Below are 16,264 nucleotides of genomic sequence, written 5' to 3'. Positions count from 1 at the left end.
ACACCTCTTCACCTGGTGCAATGCCCGTCCGCATACACTCGTTGCACACGCAACGCGATGCCGGGATCACCGTCCGGGAACCGCTCGTTGCGACGAGGCCCGAGGGAGGCCGGGTTGCCGACGCCCGATCCGCTTCCCACGCCCGATCCGCTTCCCACGCTCGGCCCGCGCCAGGACGCCACGGACGCCGACTCCCCCACCCCCGACAGGGACACGCTCCCCGCCGAAAGGGTCACGCTCGCTCCTGGCGGGGACGCGTGGCTGCCGCAGCGCCGGCGTGCCCCGTATCCGGCCAGCCAGGCGATCGGCGCGGAGGGCGCCCGCGCCTGCCAGGAGATCATCGCCGCGGCGCGGCGACTGTTCGTCGAACGCGGCTACCACGGCACGAGCGTCCAGGCGGTGGCCGAGGCCACCGGCCGTTCCGACGCCGCCTTCTACCAGTACTTCCGCGGCAAGCTGGAGGTCTTCCGGATCTTCTTCGAGGAGCTCGGCGTCGACCTGGTCGACCACTTCCAGCGGCTGCCGGTGCTCAGCGCGGGACCAGCGGGGTTCGTGGTGTTCCGGGCCTGGCTGGGCGAGCTCGGCGCCGTGCTGCGCCGCCACTCACCGGTGTTCGCCGAATGGCCGCTGTCCACCGCGGAGGCCGCCCTCGTCGACAACGCGTCCGTCGACAACCCGTCCGAGGAGTACCTGCAGGTGCTCGCCGCGAGCCTGCCGCCGCGGCTGGCCCGCGCCGACACCGGCGGGGNGGACACCCGGGTGCTCTCCGTCGCCGTGATCTGCATCGTCGAGTGGACGCACATCGTCTCCGACGCCCGCGGCAAGATCGCACGGCACCCCGACGAGGACGAGGCGCTGCACGACGCCCTCGCGGGCATGATCCACCGCTCGTTCTTCCCCGCCCCCGAACCGGCCCCCCGCTCCTGCGGGCCAACCCCGCGCTCCCCCGGCCCGTCCCCCGCCGGCCTCGTCCCCCGGCCGGATCTCGCCGCGCTGGCCCGCGCCGCCGGCGTCGTCGGTCCCACCGGCACGGCTCGCACCGCCGGCCCGTCATCCGGCGAGGTCCCCGCGCAGCGGGACGCGCCGCTGCCGCCGGGGCTGCGCAGATCCGTCACCGGTCGGGGGCGCTCCACCGTAGAGACGATCACTGAGGCGGCGGTCGCGGCCTTCGAGCAGCGCGGGCTCGCCGGCACCAGCGTCAACGACATCATCGCCCGCTCCGGCGTCGCGCACGGAACCTTCTACCGCTACTGGGCGGACCGCACGGCCATCTTCACGACGCTGGCGCACCGCGCCGCAGTGNACATCTGCGACCACTTCGACGCGCTGCTCGCCGTGGGCACCGTCGACGAGCTGACCCGCTGGCTCGACGACTGGCTGCGCATCGTCGAACGGCACGGCACCGTGTTCCACATCTGGACCTGCGAGATCCTGGACAACCCGCCGCTGTGGCCGCTGGCCCGCGCGGTGCGCCTTCACCTCGAGGACGTCGCCGCCCGCCTGCCGACCCCCTGGCCCACCGCGACGACGCCGACCGCGGCACCACCGACCACCGCACCACCGACCACAGCGACGCCGGCCACCGCGACGCCCGCCACCATGACGATCGTGTTGTGGACGGTGCTCACCGAGTTCCCCTACAACGCCTGGCTGCGCCATCCGGTGCTCACCCGCGAGCAGGTGCTGCACTGCCTGACCCTGCTGATGGCCCGCGGCGTCCTCGGCCTGCGGGACGCGACGGTTACCAGCGGACGGGCGGAACACCCCAGGACCGGCAGGTGACCCGAGTAATCCATAGCATCGGGTCCTGACCACTGACTGGATCACCCGGCGGCCGGACGTCCCAGCGGTCGGCGAACGCCCTCCTGAAGGGATCATTTCAGCTACGGCTGGTGGCTTCAGCGGCCCAGCGCNGCGGCTGCCTCGTACGGCGAAGGCGTCCGGACGGCGACGGCCGCCCTCGACCACGTTGCAGATCACCCATCCCACGCATCGCCTCATCAGTGAATTGACAAAAATGGCCGATAGCGTGGCGATACTCTGCCTGCTCCCGGGTGAGTGACGCCGCTAGTCTGTAAAGGCTTGTTCGGAATTGCCGCCGCAGAGTGGAAGACCTGTCAGATGACGATCAAGGAAACACGCGTCGCCGTGGTGACTGGTGCAGGCCGCGGAATCGGTCTTGCCATCGTGCAGGCCCTGGTCAGGGAGGGCTATGCCGTCGTCGCGGCGAGCCGCACGATCACCAGCGCACTGAAGGAGTTGGCGCCAGACGCCCTCGAAATGGACCTTGGTGCTCCCGAGGCGCCGGAACAGCTGGTTCGTCACGCTCTGGACCGACACGGCAGAATTGATCTGCTTGTCAACAACGTCGCGGGTACCTCGACGCCTCCGGGCGGCTTCCTGCAACTCGACGACGACGCGTGGCAGCACACGTTCACCATGACGCTCATGCCGACGGTCCGAACCACACGCGCGGCGCTCCCGAGCCTGCTGGAGCACCGCGGCGCGGTGGTGAACATCAGCTCGGTCAACGCCAGACTGCCGCAGCCGCGGCTCGTGGCACAGTCAGCGCTCAAGGCGGCGGTGTCGAACCTGGGCAAGGCGCTGGCGGAGGAGTTCGGCGGCCGCGGGCTGCGGGTGAACACGATCTCTCCCGGTCCGGTGCTGACGGACCTGTGGACAGCGCCGGGCGGCCCGGGCGACATGTTCGCGCGCCGGGCCGGCGTCGCACTGGAGGACTACATCGACCAGATCCCGTCGTCCATCGGTGTATCGACAGGCCAGTTCACCCGCCCGGAGGAGATCGCCGACCTGGTGGTCTTTCTGGCCTCAGGACGGGTCGCCAACATGAGCGGCACGGAACTTGTGATCGACGGTGGCATGCTGAAATCCGTCTGACGCAGAACCGTCCGACCATGGAACCGCGGACGGGGCCCGGCGGCTCCAACCACGACAAGTACCTCCGCCTGATCCTGGACCTCGGCGTCAAACCCCTGATCGCCCGTCCGGCACCGAGAACGGCTCCGGGCTCGGTACCCAACGCCGGGTGGCGGAGCTCGTTCGCCCACCTGCACGGGTTCCGCCGCCTGCACATCCGCTGGGAGATACGCGACGACATCCACGAGACCTTCCTCACCCTCGGATGCGCACTCATCTGCCGGCGACGCCTGAAGGCATCTCGGTAGGAGTTCTCACGTGATGTCNTCGACAAGAGCCTCGAGGCGGCGCTCTCCGTCGCGGGTGTGCGCGCCGGCGGCCAGGGCAGCCCTGGCGAGACGGGTTGCGGCGGGTTCGTCGAACAGTCCCTTGAGGAGCTCGTTGGCCTTCCGCAGGCCGTGCGTGGTCGATTCGACCGCGGTGTCGACCGCTTCGGTCGCGGCGCGGGCGACGCCGGGAGGAAGAGCGGCGATGCGGGCGGCGAGGGTGTCGACGACGTGGTCGAGCTCGGTGTCCGGCACGGCCCGGTTCACCCATCCAATCCGTTCCGCGGTCGCGGCATCGACCAGCTGCCCGCCGAGGATGATCTCCAGGGTGCGTGCGCGCCCCACGAGACCGGGCAGGTAGGCAGTGCCTCCCGCGCCCGGGATGATTCCCAGCCGACACTCCATCTGGGCCATTGCGGCGCGTTCGAGCGAGGCGAACCGCAGGTCCATCGCGGACAGCAGTTCCGCACCGCCGCCGCGGGCCAGTCCGCGCAGCTTGCCGATGGTGATCTGCGGCAGCGACCGGATGCGTTCGTGCAGGCGCATCATCGGGTTGAGGGACTGGTCTTGTTCGGGCGCGAGGGGGAGCGCAACGAACGCCGCGGGGTCGTCGGCGGCCGTCATGTCGCCGTGCGCGACGAAGAAGTCCGGATCCGCGCTGTCGAAAACGATCACCCGGATGTCGTGGGCGCCGGACATGGCGTCCGCAAACCGGTCCAGGTCCGTCATCAGGGCCGCGTCGAGCAGATTGATGGGAGGGTTGTCGATCATGACGTACGCCACGCCGCCGGCGAGAGAGATCTTGAGGGTCGAGTATGCGTCAGTCATGATTCCCGTTTCGCCGTCAGACTGGTAGGTATCTGAGGTATATCTAGTAGTACGGATATACTTCAACGAAATCAGGTATCGCGAGGGAGACCGACGTGCCCGACGTGACGCTCGACGGCGACGNNCGACATCTGCTCGACCAACTCTTCGACAAGTGGTCCCTGCTGGTACTGGCCGCACTGTGCGACCGTCCCCGACGCTTCAACGAACTCCGGCAGGACATGCCCGCCGTCACCCCGAAGTCACTGACCGCCTGCCTGCGACGACTGGAGCGCAACGGCATGGTCGAACGAGCGGTGGTGTCCACGGATCCGGTGGCGATCGAATACCGCATCACCCCCCTGGGCCGGACCCTTCGGTCCCCTGTGCACGCCATCCTGGAATGGGCCGTCGGTCATCTCGACGCAGTCGAGGCCGCCCGCTGTCACTACGACGAGCGACGTGCGGACACGTGACATCCCGGCCTGTCTCGCGCAGGACGGCGCCGTTCACCTCGACGCGGCTGCGGCGGCGCGTTCGGTGAGGCGGCGGGTCAGGGGGCGGTCGGCGGCGCCGAGGGCGGGCACGGTGACGGCGCCTCCGGTCAGCAGCGCCGCGCCGGCGCGGACGTCCTCGGGGGTCAGCGCACCGTCGACGGTGAGAACGTCGCCGGTGGCCACCGCGATGCGGTCGACCGCGTCGATGCCGGCCTCGAAGGCCAGGCCGGTGACGGTCGTCGACTCGTGCGCGAGCCACAGCGCCACCGCGGCCACCGACGCCGGCGGGGCGACCCGCTCGATCGCGGCGTACATCTCGGGCCGCGACCGGGTCCGGTCGGCGGCCAGCCGTGACGCCGCGAACGGCGCGACCGCGTTGACTGTGATGCCACGCCGGGCGCCTTCGAGGGCGAGCGTCTGGGTCAGGCCGTGCAGGGCACCCTTCGCGACCGTGTACGGCAGCGCGGCGGCCAGGCCGAAGTAGCCGGCGGCCGAGGTCGTCGTCACGATCCGCCCGTAGCCCTGCCGCACCAGGTGCGGCCAGGCGGCGGAGCACAGCGCCCAGGTGCCCAGCACGTGCACCCGGAAGAACTCGCTCAGCACGTCGGCGGTGACCTCGCGCAGCCGCACGATCCGGTCGATGCCGGCGTTCGCGACGACGACGTCCACCCGGCCGAACTCGGCGAACGCGCGCTCGACCAGCGCCTCGGCGACCCCCGGCTCGGCGACGTCGCCGAGGTGCGCGATGGCCCTGCCCCCGGCCCGGCGGATCTCGGCGACGACGGCCTCGGCCCCCTCGGCCCCCTCGGCCCCATCAGCACCCTCGCCCTGACCGCCGGCGGGACCCGGCAGGTCGTTGACGACGACGGCGGCCCCGCGGGCGGCGAAGGCGATCGCGTGCGCCCGACCGACACCGCGTCCCGCACCCGTGACGAGCACCGTGCGCCCCGCGAACGACAGCGGCTCCTGGGACGACGCCAGCCCCGGAGAGGACGCGTGCCCCAGAAACGACGCCGGCGCGGTGGACGACGACGCGGGGAGGTCGGCCGCGGTCACAGGTCCGCCGTCGGGGCGACCAGCACGTCGCCGAGGCGGGCGACGTCGTCGCGCATCTCGGCGATCGTGCGCCCGCGCACGGCGACGGTGAGCCGGTGGACGCCGAAGTCGGCGTACACCTTCGCCTCCTCGACGTTGCGCGCCCCGCCCGCGGTGAACTCCATGGCGTCGGGGTCGCGCCCGACCGCCCTGGTCTCCTCGCGGACCCGGGCGAGCAGCTTCGGCAGCTCGACGAGCGGGTCCTGGCCGGGGAACACGAACGGGAAGTAGCCGTCGCCGCGGGTCGCCGCACGGCGGATCGCCGCCTCCGACGCCCCGCCGACGAACAGCGGGATCGCCCGGCGCACCGGCCACGGCCGGCACTCCACCTGGTCGAAGCTGACGTGCTCGCCGGCGAAGGTCGCCGTGTCGTCGCGCCACAGCACGCGCATGGCGTCGATGTACTCGTCCATGCGCCGGCCCCGGTTGCGGAACTCCATGCCGACGGCGGCGTACTCCTCGGGCAGCTCGCCGACGCCGATGCCGAGCATCAGCCGGCCCCCGGACAGATGGTCGAGGGTCGCGGCGGTCTTGGCGAGCACCGTCGGCTGGTGCTCCGGCAGGATCAGCACGCCGGTGCCGAGGCGGATGCGGCTGGTCACCGCGGCGACGTAGGTCAGCCAGATCAGCGGGTCGGGCATGCCGCCGCGCCGCGACAGCCGGTCCATGCTGCCGTTGGTGACGCCGCGGTACGGGGTGGCGTCGGTGCGGCGCGACTGCACGACGTGCTCCGGCGCCCACAGCGACTCGAACCCCGCCTGCTCGGCCGCGACGGCGAGCGCCACGGCGTCCTCGGGGTCGGGGAACCCGGTGCTGGCGAAGACGATGCCCCACTTCATCGCGTGCCCCGATTCATCGCGTGCCCCACTTGGTCACAGGCTCTCCTCAGGAGTTCACGGTCGGGGCGTCCTCGACCGCGGNGTGGCGGCCGAGCAGGTCGGCGAGGTAGGGCTGGGCGGCGCCCATCCCGCCGTCGACGCGCAGCACGACCCCGTTGACGTAACGGGCGGCGTCGGAGGCGAGGAACGCCACGACCCGGGCGACCTCGTCGGGCGTGCCCAGCGGGGACGGGGTGTGGGCGGCGAACACGGCGCGCATCCGGCGCAGCCCGCGGCCGGGGCCGCGGACGGTGTCGGTCAGCACGAGTCCCGGGGCGATGGCGTTGCAGCGCACCCCGACCGGGCCGTAGCGGGTGGCGATGCTGCGGGTCAGCGACTCCAGCGCCGCCTTCGACGCGCCGTAGGCGGGGCGCAGGTGCTCGGCGGCCGCGGCGGCCCCCGACGAGGTGTTGACGATCGACCCGCGGCCGGCGGCGATCATCGCGGGCAGCACGGCGCGCGCCAGCAGCATGGGCCCCCGCACGTTGACGGCCATCGTCGCGTCCCAGAGCTCCGCGGTCATGGTCAGCACCTCGGCGTCGCCGCCACCGCCGGACAGCGCGGTCGCGGCGGCGTTGTTGTGCAGCACGCCGATCGGGCCGAGCTCGGCCACGACCCGCTCGACGCAGTCGCGCACGGCGGCCTCGTCGGCGACGTCGAGGGCGAGCGCGACGGCCCGCCCACCGGCCGCGACGATCTCGTCGCGGACCCGCGCCGCCGACGCCTCGGCAAGGTCGGTGACGGCGACCGCCGCGCCCTCGGCGGCGAGCCGGCGGGCGCTGGCCGCGCCGATCCCCGAACCCGCGCCCGTGACCAGCGCGACCTCGCCGGCCAACGCACCGCCCGCCGACGAACCGCCGGCTAACGGGCCCTGGGCGCCGGCGCGGCCGGTCGGCTCACCGGAGGTAGTCATAGCCGCCGTCGACCATCAGGGTCGTGCCGGTGATGTACTGGGCGTCCGGGCCGACGAGGAAGACCACGGCGCGGCCGACGTCGGCCTCGGCGTCGCCGAGTCGGCCCAGCGGCACCTGGGCGGCGAGGCTCGCCGCGGCATCGGGCAGGTCGGCGGTCCAGCTGTCGAAGCCGGGCGAGCCGGCGAGCGGGCAGACGACGTTGACCCGGATGCCGTAGCGGCCCCACTCGGCGGCGGCGACGCGGCTCATCGTCCGCAGCGCCTCCTTGACCGCGGCGTAGGCGCCCATCGCGGGGCGGGCGGTCAGCCCGCTGCCCGAGCCGAAGTTGACCACGCTGCCCTTGCTGGCCCGCAGGTCGTCGAAGCATGCCTGCATGAACCGCAGCGACCCGACCGGGCCCGACTGCCAGACGGCGTCCAGGTCGTCCTCGGTGAGCCGGCGGATCGAGCCGTACCGGGTGGTCTGCGCGACGTTGACGAGGCTCGTCACCGGGCCGAGACCAGCGCGCACCGCGGCGACGGCGGCGTCCACGTCGGCGCGGACCCCCGCGTCGGCCTGCACCGCGATCGCCCGCCCGCCCCGCTCGACGATCTCGGCCGCCACGGCCTCGCACTTGGCGAGCGTCCGCCNGACGACCGCGACGGCCGCGCCCTCGGCGGCCAGCGCCAGCGCCACGCCGCGCCCGACGCCCTGCCCGGCGCCGGTCACCAGGGCAACCGTCTCGGCCAGCCTCACGCCGTTTCCCGCACTGTCGCCGTTTCCCGCACTGTCGCCGTTTCCCGCACTGTCGCCGTTTCCCGCACTGCCGCCGTTTCCCCTACTGCCGCCGTTTCCCCTACTGCCGCCGCCTGCAGGGTGGCGTAGAGCCGGTCGGTGCGGTCGCGCCGCGGCAGGTGCTCGCCGAACTTGGTGATCCGGTCGCGGTCGGCGTCCCAGGGCCGGACCCACTCGATGACGGTGATCCGGTCGGCGATGCGCCACCGCCCGTCGCGGCGCTCGAACCGGTCGACGTACCGGAAGCCCGCGGCGTAGTTCCACCGCACGTCGCCGGCGGGTTCGCCCACGTGGTAGGCCACGCCGTAGCTCTCGGCGACGGCGACGTGGGCGTCGGCGACGTCGTGGCCGGCGGGGATGTCGACGAGGACGTTGCCGAGATGGTGCATGGTCATCGTCTGGCGACCCAGCAGCGGACCGACCCAGTCGATGAACTCGTCGCGGGTGCCGGTGAAGGGCCCGTGCCGGTCGGTCGCCTCCGGCCAGTAGCAGCCGCGGACCAGTTCGAGGTCGAGCCGGTCGATGCCGCGGCAGTACTCCAGCAGCACCCGGCGGATGGCGGCCTCGTCCGCGGCCGTGGCCGGCCCGCCCNTCAGCGCGCTCACCGGCAGGCCTGGCGCGCGTCGCGGGCAGCGGGACCGACGATGTTGACGGGAGCGACAGATTCGGCGGGTGCTCGGCCCCCGAGCTGCCCGGTGGCGGACAGTACGCGGGCAGTTCCCTGGCCTCGTAAGTCGGGAATGTCCGTCGTCATCGCTCGCCCACCTCCATGGGAGGCCGCCGCTGGCCTCGCCACCGTCATTGGAGCGACGTTTGACGGTCATGTCAACATGCAGGATGCTCGACCGGTGGGGCCGTCGGGCGCGGCGATTCAGCATGCGTCCGGAACGTCATCCGGACCGGTCACGCCGCCGCNACGGCCGACCGATCCGCCTTCGGAACATCAGCGACACACACTGTAGAGATCAGTCCGTCATAGCTCAGTCCGTATGGACATCGAACTGTTCGAGGAGACCGGAGCCGATGAGGCAGGACATCCGATGAAGCAGGACATCCTGGCCGGCGTGCGGGTCGTCGAGGTGGCGACGTGGACGTTCGTCCCGTCGGCGGGCGCCGTGCTCGCCGACTGGGGCGCCGACGTCGTCAAGATCGAGCACCCGGTCACGGGTGACCCGCAGCGCGGCCTGATCAGCTCTGGCATCGTCGCCGGTGCCGGCAGCATCAACCACTTCATCGAGCAGCCCAACCGCGGCAAGCGCAGCCTCGGCCTGGACATCGGCAGCGAGTCCGGCCGCGAGATCCTGCNGAAGCTGGTCGCGCAGTCGGACGTGTTCGTCACGAACCTGCTGCCCGACTCCCGCGCCCGCGCCGGCATCGACGTCGACGACGTCCGCGCCTGGAACCCGAAGATCATCTACGCCCGTGGGCACGGCTACGGCTCGCGCGGCGAGCAGGCCGGCCGCGGCGGCTACGACATGGCCGCCTACTGGTCGCGCGGCGGCATCGGCGACTCGCTCATCCCGCACGAGGGCGACTGGCCGGCGCCGCAGCGGCCCGCCTTCGGTGACACCTACGGCGGCTTCGCGCTCGCGGGCGGCATCGCCGCGGCGCTGTTCCGCCGCGAGCGCAGCGGCGAGGCGCCCGTCGTCGACGTGTCCCTGCTGGCCGCCGCGATCTGGCAGCTCGCCCCGGACATCGTCGGGGCGGGCGTCACCGGCGCCCCGATCCCGAAGTTCCAGCTCGAGGAGATGCCCAACCCGGTCGCGAACCTCTACCGCACCGGCGACGGACGGTTCCTCGCGGTCGTGCTGCTGCAGGCCGACCGCTTCTGGGCGGACTTCTGCACCCGTCTGGGCCGCACTGACCTCATCGACGACCCCCGGTACAGCGACGCGAAGGTCCGCTTCGTCAACCGGCGCGAGTGCATCGCCGAGCTGCGGGCGACCTTCGAGTCGGCGCCGCTGTCGCACTGGGAGAAGGTCCTGGCCGACTTCGACGGCGTCTGGGACCCGGTGCGCACCGCCCCCGAGCTGCACCAGGACCCGCAGGTCCAGGCCAACGGNTACCTGCCGAAGATCACCGANGGCAACGGCAACACGTTCTCCGTCGCGGCGAGCNCGGTGCAGTTCGACGAGAAGCACCTCGAACTCACCGCCGCCCCCGAGCACGGTCAGCACACCGAGGAGATCCTCCTCGAGCTCGGGTACGACTGGGACAAGATCATCGAGTTCAAGGAAAACGGCGCCACGTCCTGAGCGATCACGGCGGTCCGGGCTGCGGCGACGCACGCCCGGACCACCGCCGCGCGTACTGCTCCGTCATCCCCGCGGGGCGCCCCCGGCGCCTCCCGCCGAGCCCCACGAGGTATCCAGCAGTGATCGACCAGGTCGGGGTCGCCGACACCGAGGATCAGGCCGCGCTCACCGAGGCGGTGGCCGGCCAGCTCGCCCGCCACTGGCCCGCCGACGAGCGGCACAAGCAGATCGCCGACCCGGCGCAGGTCTCGGAGCTGCCGGTGTGGGCGGCGCTGGCCGAGGTGGGGCTGGCGGGCCTGCCGCTGGCCGAGGAGCAGGGCGGCGCCGGCGGCCGCTGGGCCGATCTCGCCGTCGCCCTGGAGGCGGTCGGCGCGGTGCTCGCGCCGGTGCCGAGCATCGGCGCCGCCGCGGCGCTGGGAACCCTGCAGGCGCTGCCCGGCGCGGCGGCGTCGGCGCTGCTCGCCGCCGTCGCCGAGGGAACGGCGGCGACCCTCGCCTGGACCGCGCACGAGGATCTGTGGGGCGCGCCCGGCTCGGTGCGTGCGGCCGCGGCATCCCCTGCGCCCTCGGACGGTGCGCCGGTGGCTCTCACCGGCGAGGTCTCGGCCGTGCTGTCGCCGGAGGCGGCCCACGTGCTGGTGCTCGCCGAGGCATCGGGCGGTCCGCTGCTGGTCGCGGTCGACGCCGGCGCGGCCGGGTTCGACCTGACCCGCGTCGCCGGCGTCGACCCGACCCGGCCGCTCGGCACGCTGACCCTGCACGACACCCCGGGCACCGTGCTGGCGACGGGCGCCGAGGCGCTCGCGGCGGTGCGCCGGGGCCAGGCCACCGCGGCGCTGGCGCTGGCCGCCGAGCTCACCGGTCTCGCCGGGCACTGCCTGACCGGGGCGGTCGCCTACGCGGCCGACCGCCACCAGTTCGGCCGGCCGATCGGCTCCTTCCAGGCCATCAAGCACCGCTGCGCCGAGATGCTCGCCGAGGTCGAGCAGGCCCGCGCGGCCACCCGCCACCTCGCCGCCCGCCTCGACGCCGCCGCCGACCCAGCCGAGCTCGACGACGCCCTGGCGCTGGCCCTGCTCGCCGCCGGCCGCGCCGCCCACGTCGTCTCCAACGAGTACCTGCAGGTCCTCGGCGGGATCGGCTTCACCTGGGAGCACGAGGTCCACCTGTACCTGCGGCGCGCCGCGGCCACCGCGCCGCTACTCGGCGGCGCCGCCGCGCACCGCGCCCGGCTCGACCCGACGCGGCGCGGCGCCGGGGCCCGCCCGGCGCTGAGCGTGCCCGACTCCGGGCCCGCCGCCGAGCTCGCCGGGCACGTCGCCGCCCTGCTGCCCGCCTGGCGCGAGCGCTGGGGCGACGAGGTGTCGTTTCCCGCCCGGATGGCCTGGCAGCAGGCGCTGCACTCGGTCGGCTGGGTCGCCCCCCAGTGGCCGGTGGAGTACGGCGGGCGCGGGCTCGGCATCGTCGACCAGGTCGCCTGCGACCGGGTCATGGCGACCCACCGGGCGCCGCAGCCGCTCGGCGGCGTCCTCGGCCTGAACAACGTCGCCCCGACGCTCATGCGTTACGGCACGCCCGCNCAGAAGGCGCACCTGCCGGCGATTCAGGCCGGCACCGAGATCTGGTGCCAGGGCTTCTCCGAGCCGGGCTCGGGCAGCGACCTGGCCTCGCTGCGCACCCGGGCGGAGCTCGTCGGCGACGGCGACGACGCCGAGTTCGTCATCACCGGGCAGAAGGTGTGGACGTCGGAGGGCATGGAGGCGACCCACTGCCTGCTGCTGGCCCGCACCGATCCGGACGCGGCCCCGCACCGCGGGATCTCCGCGCTGCTCGTGCCCCTCGACCTGCCCGGCATCACCCGCCGCCCGATCACGATGATCACCGGCGAGAGCGGCTTCGCCGAGGTGTTCTACGACTCCGTCCGCGTCCCGCGCAGCGCGCTGCTCGGCCCGCTGCACGCCGGCTGGACGGTCACGATGACGACGCTCGGCTTCGAGCGGGCCGGTGTCATCGAGCTCGCCGCCGGGCTGGAGCAGTCCGTCGACGACCTGGTGACGGCGCTGTCGGGGCACGGCCTGGACGAGCAGACCCGCCTGGAGCTCACCGACCGGCTCGTCGAGGCCCGCCTCGTCGGCCTGCTCGGCAGCCGCGCGCTCGGCCGCATCGCCGAGGGCGGCGCGCCCGGCGCCGAGCATTCGGTCATCAAGCTGCTGTGGTCGCGGGCCACGCAGCACCAGGGCGAGACGCATCTCGCCGCGCTCGGCCTCGCCGGCATCGCCGACTCGACGGGACACCGCGCCCAGCGGGAGTACCTGCTGTCGCGGTCGGCGACGATCGCTGGCGGCACCACCGAGATCATGCGCAACATCCTCGCCGAACGCGTCCTCGGCATGCCCCGCTGACCTGCGACCAGGCGGCGATCACGGGGTGCCGCGGAGCCGGGCCCAGGTCGGCCCTCGGCCTCGGACACGCGTCGGGCCGGTAGCCTGGAGATCGGCCCCACCGAGGAGACGCGCATGCCAGCAGCCGAGCCCGACGTGGGCGGGGGCGTCACCGGCAGCGCGGCCAGGACCGCCGCGGCCAGGACCGCCGCGGGCGGGACCGGCGGGGTCGGCGCGGGCGGGGTCGGCGTCGTGGGGCAGCGGCTGCGGGTGCCGAAGATGGCCGAGCTGGTCTCGGCCGACCTGCGCCAGCGCATCGTGCGCGGCGAGCTGGTCGAGGGGCAGGCGCTGCCGACGGAGGCACTGCTCGTCGAGCAGTACGGGGTGTCCCGGCCGACGCTGCGGGAGGCGCTGCGCATCCTGGAGGCGGAGTCGCTGATCATGGTGCGCCGCGGCGCGGGCGGCGGGGCGCGGGTGCAGACACCGAGCCCCCAGGTCGCGGCCCGCTACGCGGGGCTGGTGCTGGAGCATCGCGGCACGACCGTCGCCGACGTGTGGGAGGCGAGGCTGTACCTGGAGCCGCCGGTCGCGGGGCTGCTGGCCCGCCGGCGCACCCGCGCCGACCTGAGCCTGCTGCGCGCGGCGCTGGAGCGCCACGGTGCCGATCCGGCCGAGACGGTCCGGCTGCACAACGACTTCCACGCCCTCGTCGTCCGGTTGGCGGGTAACGAGACCCTCGAGCTGCTCATCGGCATGNTCAGGGAGATCGTCGACCGGGCCACCTGGTCCGCGGTCGAAAGCGACCTCGGGACACCGGTGCAGGCCGACACCGAGCGGGCGACCATCCGGGCGCATCACGCCCTGGTCGATCTGCTCGAGGAACGGGACGCGGCCGGTGCACAGGCGTTGTGGCGGCGCCATCTGCGGGCCGGCGCCGCCTACCTCGACGGGGGCGGCCGCAACGCCGCCGCCCTCGACCTGCTCGCCTGAGGGCGTGAGCCGCGGTTCACGCAGCCCACGCCCTCGGCGGTCAGCTCAGCAACGAACGGGTCAGTTCGCGCCGAGCTTGTAGATTCCGGTCGCGTCGATGGTGCGGAAGTTCGACAACGTGCCGGTCTTGGACGCGTCGGCGACGAATCCGGTGGTCGAGCAGATGTTCGCCGACACCGGGCTCGCCTTGCCGTTGCACTGGAAGGTCGCCCCGCCACCGATCGGGTAGGGGGTGGCCGGCGCCGTCTTGATCGCCGTGGTGACCCCGGCCGGCGTCACGTCGGTGCCCGGCACGGCGTTGACCGCGCGGATCAGGCCGAGCATGCCCTGGTAGCCGCTGACGGTGTAGGCGTCGACGGTCTTCAGGCCCTTGCCGTAGGCGTCGATCACGGCCGAGTACAGCTTGTACTCTGCGGTGGTCGGGTCCTGGTTGGCCTGACCCATGATCTTGACACCCTCGAAGCCGCCGGGGATCGAGGCGCCCTTGTCGGAGCCGACGNAGCGGTCCAGCGCGGTGATCGTGGCCTTGATGCCGAGAGCCTTGATCGCCTTGATCGCGCTGGCGCAGAAGGTCGGGTCACCCGTGATGTGGTACAGCGCGGGCTTGTCCTTCTGCGCGGTCTGGATCTGCGGGGTCATGTCGGCGGTACCCGGCGGGATCGCGATGACCGTGGCCTTGCTGCCCGCGTTGTTGAAGAAGATCGGCGAGAGCGCCTTGGCCGGGCCGCTGGCCGCGGGCACGTCGATGACGAGCACGACGGCCGGGGACAGCTTGGCTTCACGCGCGTACGCCGCCGCGGTGCCGAACGGCCCGAGCGGGTTGCCGAGCAGGAACACGTTCTTCGTCGACAGCGCGGTCTGCGTCGCGACCAGGTTCAGCACCGTCGGGATCCCGGCGGGAGAGACGATCTTGATCCAGGGGTCGGCCTGCCCCGGGCTGCCGCCGGCCACGGCGGAGACCTTTTCGCGGACGAACGTGTTGCCACACGCCTGCGCGTCCGCGGGGACGGATTTGTCCTCACAGCTGACGATCTCGATCGGGTGCCCGCGCAGTCCACCGAGGTGGGCGTTGGCGTAGTCGGCGGCGGCCTGCGCCGACCTCTCCTCCGCCGAGGCGTCCACGGCCTGGGTGTGGCCGGTACCGATCCAGCCGATTTTCACCGGGGTGCCGGTGGCGGCCTTCGCCGGGCCGAGCAGCGCCGAGTCGGCCTTCGCCGTCCCGCCGCTGCTGCCACCGCCGCTGCTGCCACCGCAGGCGGCGGCCACCAGCGAGGTGGCGAGCAGGACGCCGGTCAGCGCGGTGCGGGTACGCGGCCGCGCGACCAGCCGGCCGGCGGACGTGAAACGAAGCGGTAACAAGCGCACGGTGGTGCTCCTTAGTCATCTCATCAACTACATGGATGCGCGGTCCGTGGACCGAACAGCCCACGGACCGCGCGGATGGTGCGTGCTGCGGGCCAGAAAGGATGTGGGGGGTCAGGCGGAGGCGCCCGCCTCGGCTCCCAGGTAGGCGGCCTCGAGACCGGCCCGGTCGTTGGCGAGGTCGGCGGCCGGGCCGCTGCGGACGACCTCGCCGTGCACGAGCACGATCGCCTGGTCGGCGACCTCCAGCGCGAGCTGGACGTGCTGCTCGACGAGGATGACGACGGCCCCGGTCTCGTCGGCGATCCGGCGGACCACGGGCAGCAGGCCCTCGACGATCACCGGTGCGAGACCCATGCTCATCTCGTCGATGAGCAGCACCCGCGGCTTCTGCACGAGCGCGCGGGCGACGGCGAGCATCTGCTGCTCCCCGCCGGACAACGCCCCCGCCGCGACGCTGAGCCGCTTGCCCAGGCTCGGGAACAGCTCGACGACATCGTCGAGACTGTATCCCCCGGAACGCCGGGCGACGACGAGGTTCTCCCGGACGTCGAGATCGGGGAACAGCGCACGGTCGTCGGGGACGAGCACGATGCCGGCCCGGTTCGCCGCCGCCGGCCGTCCCCCCGGCACGGGCGTGCCGTCCACCAGCACCTCGCCGCCCAGCCGCGGCAGCAGCCCGGCGAGGGTCATCATCATCGTGGTCTTGCCGGAGCCGTTCGGGCCGAGAACGCCCAGCACGGTCCCACTGTCGGCGGTCAGGTCCAACGACCGGACCACCCGCACGGCGCCGTAGCCGGCCTCCAGCCCACGCACGTCCAGCAGCGGCGTGGCGGCGCCCGTCCCGGCCCCGCCAGCCACCACCGCGGCGGTACCCGCGACCGGCTCCTTCACCACGACCGGCTCCTTCGCCGCCGCGGGGATCACCGCCGGCTCGCTCGCCGCGGCCACCTCCTTCGCCGCGGCCACCTCCTTCACCGGGGTCGGCTCGGCGGCCGCCGTCGGCGCGGCGGTCGGCTTCTCCGCCGGGGTCGGCTCGGNCCGGGGTCGGCTCGGCGGCCGCCGTCGGCGCGGCGGTCGGCTTCTCCGCCGGGGTCGGCTCGGTCGT

The 16,264-nt window shown here is 73.2% G+C and carries 11 protein-coding genes and 11 pseudogenes; 12 read left to right on the top strand and 10 right to left on the bottom strand.

Translation table 11 applies throughout. The features are described 5' to 3' along the window. Positions 1–57 precede the first annotated feature (57 nt). From FF86_RS37125 to FF86_RS64535, 4 genes and pseudogenes are all read left to right on the top strand, one after another. Positions 58–748, top strand: a pseudogene (locus tag FF86_RS37125) (helix-turn-helix domain-containing protein); the annotation flags it as partial. 128 nt (positions 749–876) lie between these two features. After that, a pseudogene (locus FF86_RS37120) lies at positions 877–1,302 on the top strand (TetR/AcrR family transcriptional regulator); the annotation flags it as partial. A gap of 819 nt (positions 1,303–2,121) precedes the next feature. After that, on the top strand, positions 2,122–2,898 hold the full coding sequence (locus FF86_RS00230) for an SDR family NAD(P)-dependent oxidoreductase (RefSeq protein WP_044887279.1): 777 nt from the start codon (positions 2,122–2,124) through the stop codon (positions 2,896–2,898). Between the two features lie 17 nt (positions 2,899–2,915). Next, positions 2,916–3,185 (top strand): hypothetical protein, encoded by a 270-nt coding sequence (locus tag FF86_RS64535; RefSeq protein ID WP_173667305.1) that lies wholly within the window; start codon positions 2,916–2,918, stop codon positions 3,183–3,185. 19 nt (positions 3,186–3,204) lie between these two features. Here FF86_RS64535 and FF86_RS00220 read toward each other — a convergent pair. Further along, on the bottom strand, positions 3,205–4,031 hold an 827-nt coding region (locus tag FF86_RS00220), incomplete at its 3' end, for an enoyl-CoA hydratase/isomerase family protein (RefSeq protein WP_255355668.1). Between the two features lie 125 nt (positions 4,032–4,156). Here FF86_RS00220 and FF86_RS00215 point away from each other — a divergent pair. Next, positions 4,157–4,486, top strand: a 330-nt coding sequence (locus FF86_RS00215) for a helix-turn-helix domain-containing protein (RefSeq protein WP_242417910.1), incomplete at its 5' end; no start/stop codon positions are given. A 33-nt stretch (positions 4,487–4,519) separates the two neighbouring features. Here the strand turns inward: FF86_RS00215 and FF86_RS00210 are convergent. The 6 genes and pseudogenes from FF86_RS00210 to FF86_RS00190 form a co-directional block, all read right to left on the bottom strand. After that, on the bottom strand, positions 4,520–5,563 hold the full coding sequence (locus FF86_RS00210; protein WP_236706022.1) for an SDR family NAD(P)-dependent oxidoreductase: 1,044 nt from the start codon (positions 5,561–5,563) through the stop codon (positions 4,520–4,522). Next, complete coding sequence (locus FF86_RS00205) at positions 5,560–6,441, bottom strand: LLM class F420-dependent oxidoreductase (protein WP_044887281.1); 882 nt, start codon at positions 6,439–6,441, stop codon at positions 5,560–5,562. Before FF86_RS00205 ends, FF86_RS00210 begins: the two co-directional genes overlap by 4 nt. An 82-nt stretch (positions 6,442–6,523) precedes the next feature. Next, on the bottom strand, positions 6,524–7,393 hold an 870-nt coding region (locus FF86_RS00200; RefSeq protein ID WP_242417909.1), incomplete at its 3' end, for an SDR family NAD(P)-dependent oxidoreductase. Beyond that, positions 7,377–8,023: pseudogene (locus FF86_RS00195) on the bottom strand (SDR family NAD(P)-dependent oxidoreductase); the annotation flags it as partial. The pseudogene FF86_RS00195 and the gene FF86_RS00200, both read right to left, overlap by 17 nt. Position 8,024: 1 nt before the next feature. Continuing rightward, positions 8,025–8,129, bottom strand: a pseudogene (locus FF86_RS61620) (short-chain dehydrogenase); the annotation flags it as partial. Next, positions 8,126–8,759: pseudogene (locus tag FF86_RS00190) on the bottom strand (nuclear transport factor 2 family protein); the annotation flags it as partial. The pseudogenes FF86_RS00190 and FF86_RS61620, both read right to left, overlap by 4 nt. Positions 8,760–9,208: 449 nt before the next feature. Between FF86_RS00190 and FF86_RS37105 the strand changes: the two are divergent. The 7 genes and pseudogenes from FF86_RS37105 to FF86_RS37075 all read left to right on the top strand — a co-directional run. Further along, a pseudogene (locus FF86_RS37105) lies at positions 9,209–9,473 on the top strand (CoA transferase); the annotation flags it as partial. Position 9,474: 1 nt separating this feature from the next. Further along, positions 9,475–10,230 (top strand): annotated as a pseudogene (locus FF86_RS37100) (CoA transferase); the annotation flags it as partial. 56 nt (positions 10,231–10,286) lie between these two features. Beyond that, positions 10,287–10,423, top strand: a pseudogene (locus tag FF86_RS61615) (CoA transferase); the annotation flags it as partial. A gap of 119 nt (positions 10,424–10,542) precedes the next feature. Continuing rightward, a pseudogene (locus FF86_RS37085) lies at positions 10,543–12,002 on the top strand (acyl-CoA dehydrogenase family protein); the annotation flags it as partial. A 1-nt stretch (position 12,003) separates the two neighbouring features. Then, on the top strand, positions 12,004–12,825 hold an 822-nt coding region (locus FF86_RS37080; RefSeq protein ID WP_242417908.1), incomplete at its 5' end, for an acyl-CoA dehydrogenase family protein. A gap of 258 nt (positions 12,826–13,083) precedes the next feature. Further along, a pseudogene (locus FF86_RS00175) lies at positions 13,084–13,560 on the top strand (FadR/GntR family transcriptional regulator); the annotation flags it as partial. Between the two features lies 1 nt (position 13,561). Then, on the top strand, positions 13,562–13,794 hold a 233-nt coding region (locus tag FF86_RS37075), incomplete at its 5' end, for an FCD domain-containing protein (protein ID WP_242417907.1). Positions 13,795–13,854: 60 nt separating this feature from the next. Here FF86_RS37075 and FF86_RS37070 read toward each other — a convergent pair. The 3 genes and pseudogenes from FF86_RS37070 to FF86_RS00165 form a co-directional block, all read right to left on the bottom strand. Beyond that, positions 13,855–14,293, bottom strand: a pseudogene (locus tag FF86_RS37070) (branched-chain amino acid ABC transporter substrate-binding protein); the annotation flags it as partial. Position 14,294: 1 nt separating this feature from the next. Next, the coding region (locus tag FF86_RS37065; protein WP_255355667.1) for an ABC transporter substrate-binding protein at positions 14,295–14,955 on the bottom strand (661 nt) is incomplete at its 3' end. A 315-nt stretch (positions 14,956–15,270) separates the two neighbouring features. Further along, positions 15,271–15,897 (bottom strand): ABC transporter ATP-binding protein, encoded by a 627-nt coding sequence (locus tag FF86_RS00165; RefSeq protein ID WP_396229724.1) that lies wholly within the window; start codon positions 15,895–15,897, stop codon positions 15,271–15,273. Positions 15,898–16,264 lie beyond the last annotated feature (367 nt).

The organism is Frankia sp. CpI1-P (genome assembly GCF_001421075.1).
GTDB classification, from domain to species: Bacteria; Actinomycetota; Actinomycetes; order Frankiales; family Frankiaceae; genus Frankia; species Frankia torreyi.
The sequence above is the reverse complement of the archived record's forward strand: the minus strand, read 5'-3'. Positions and strand labels throughout refer to the sequence as shown.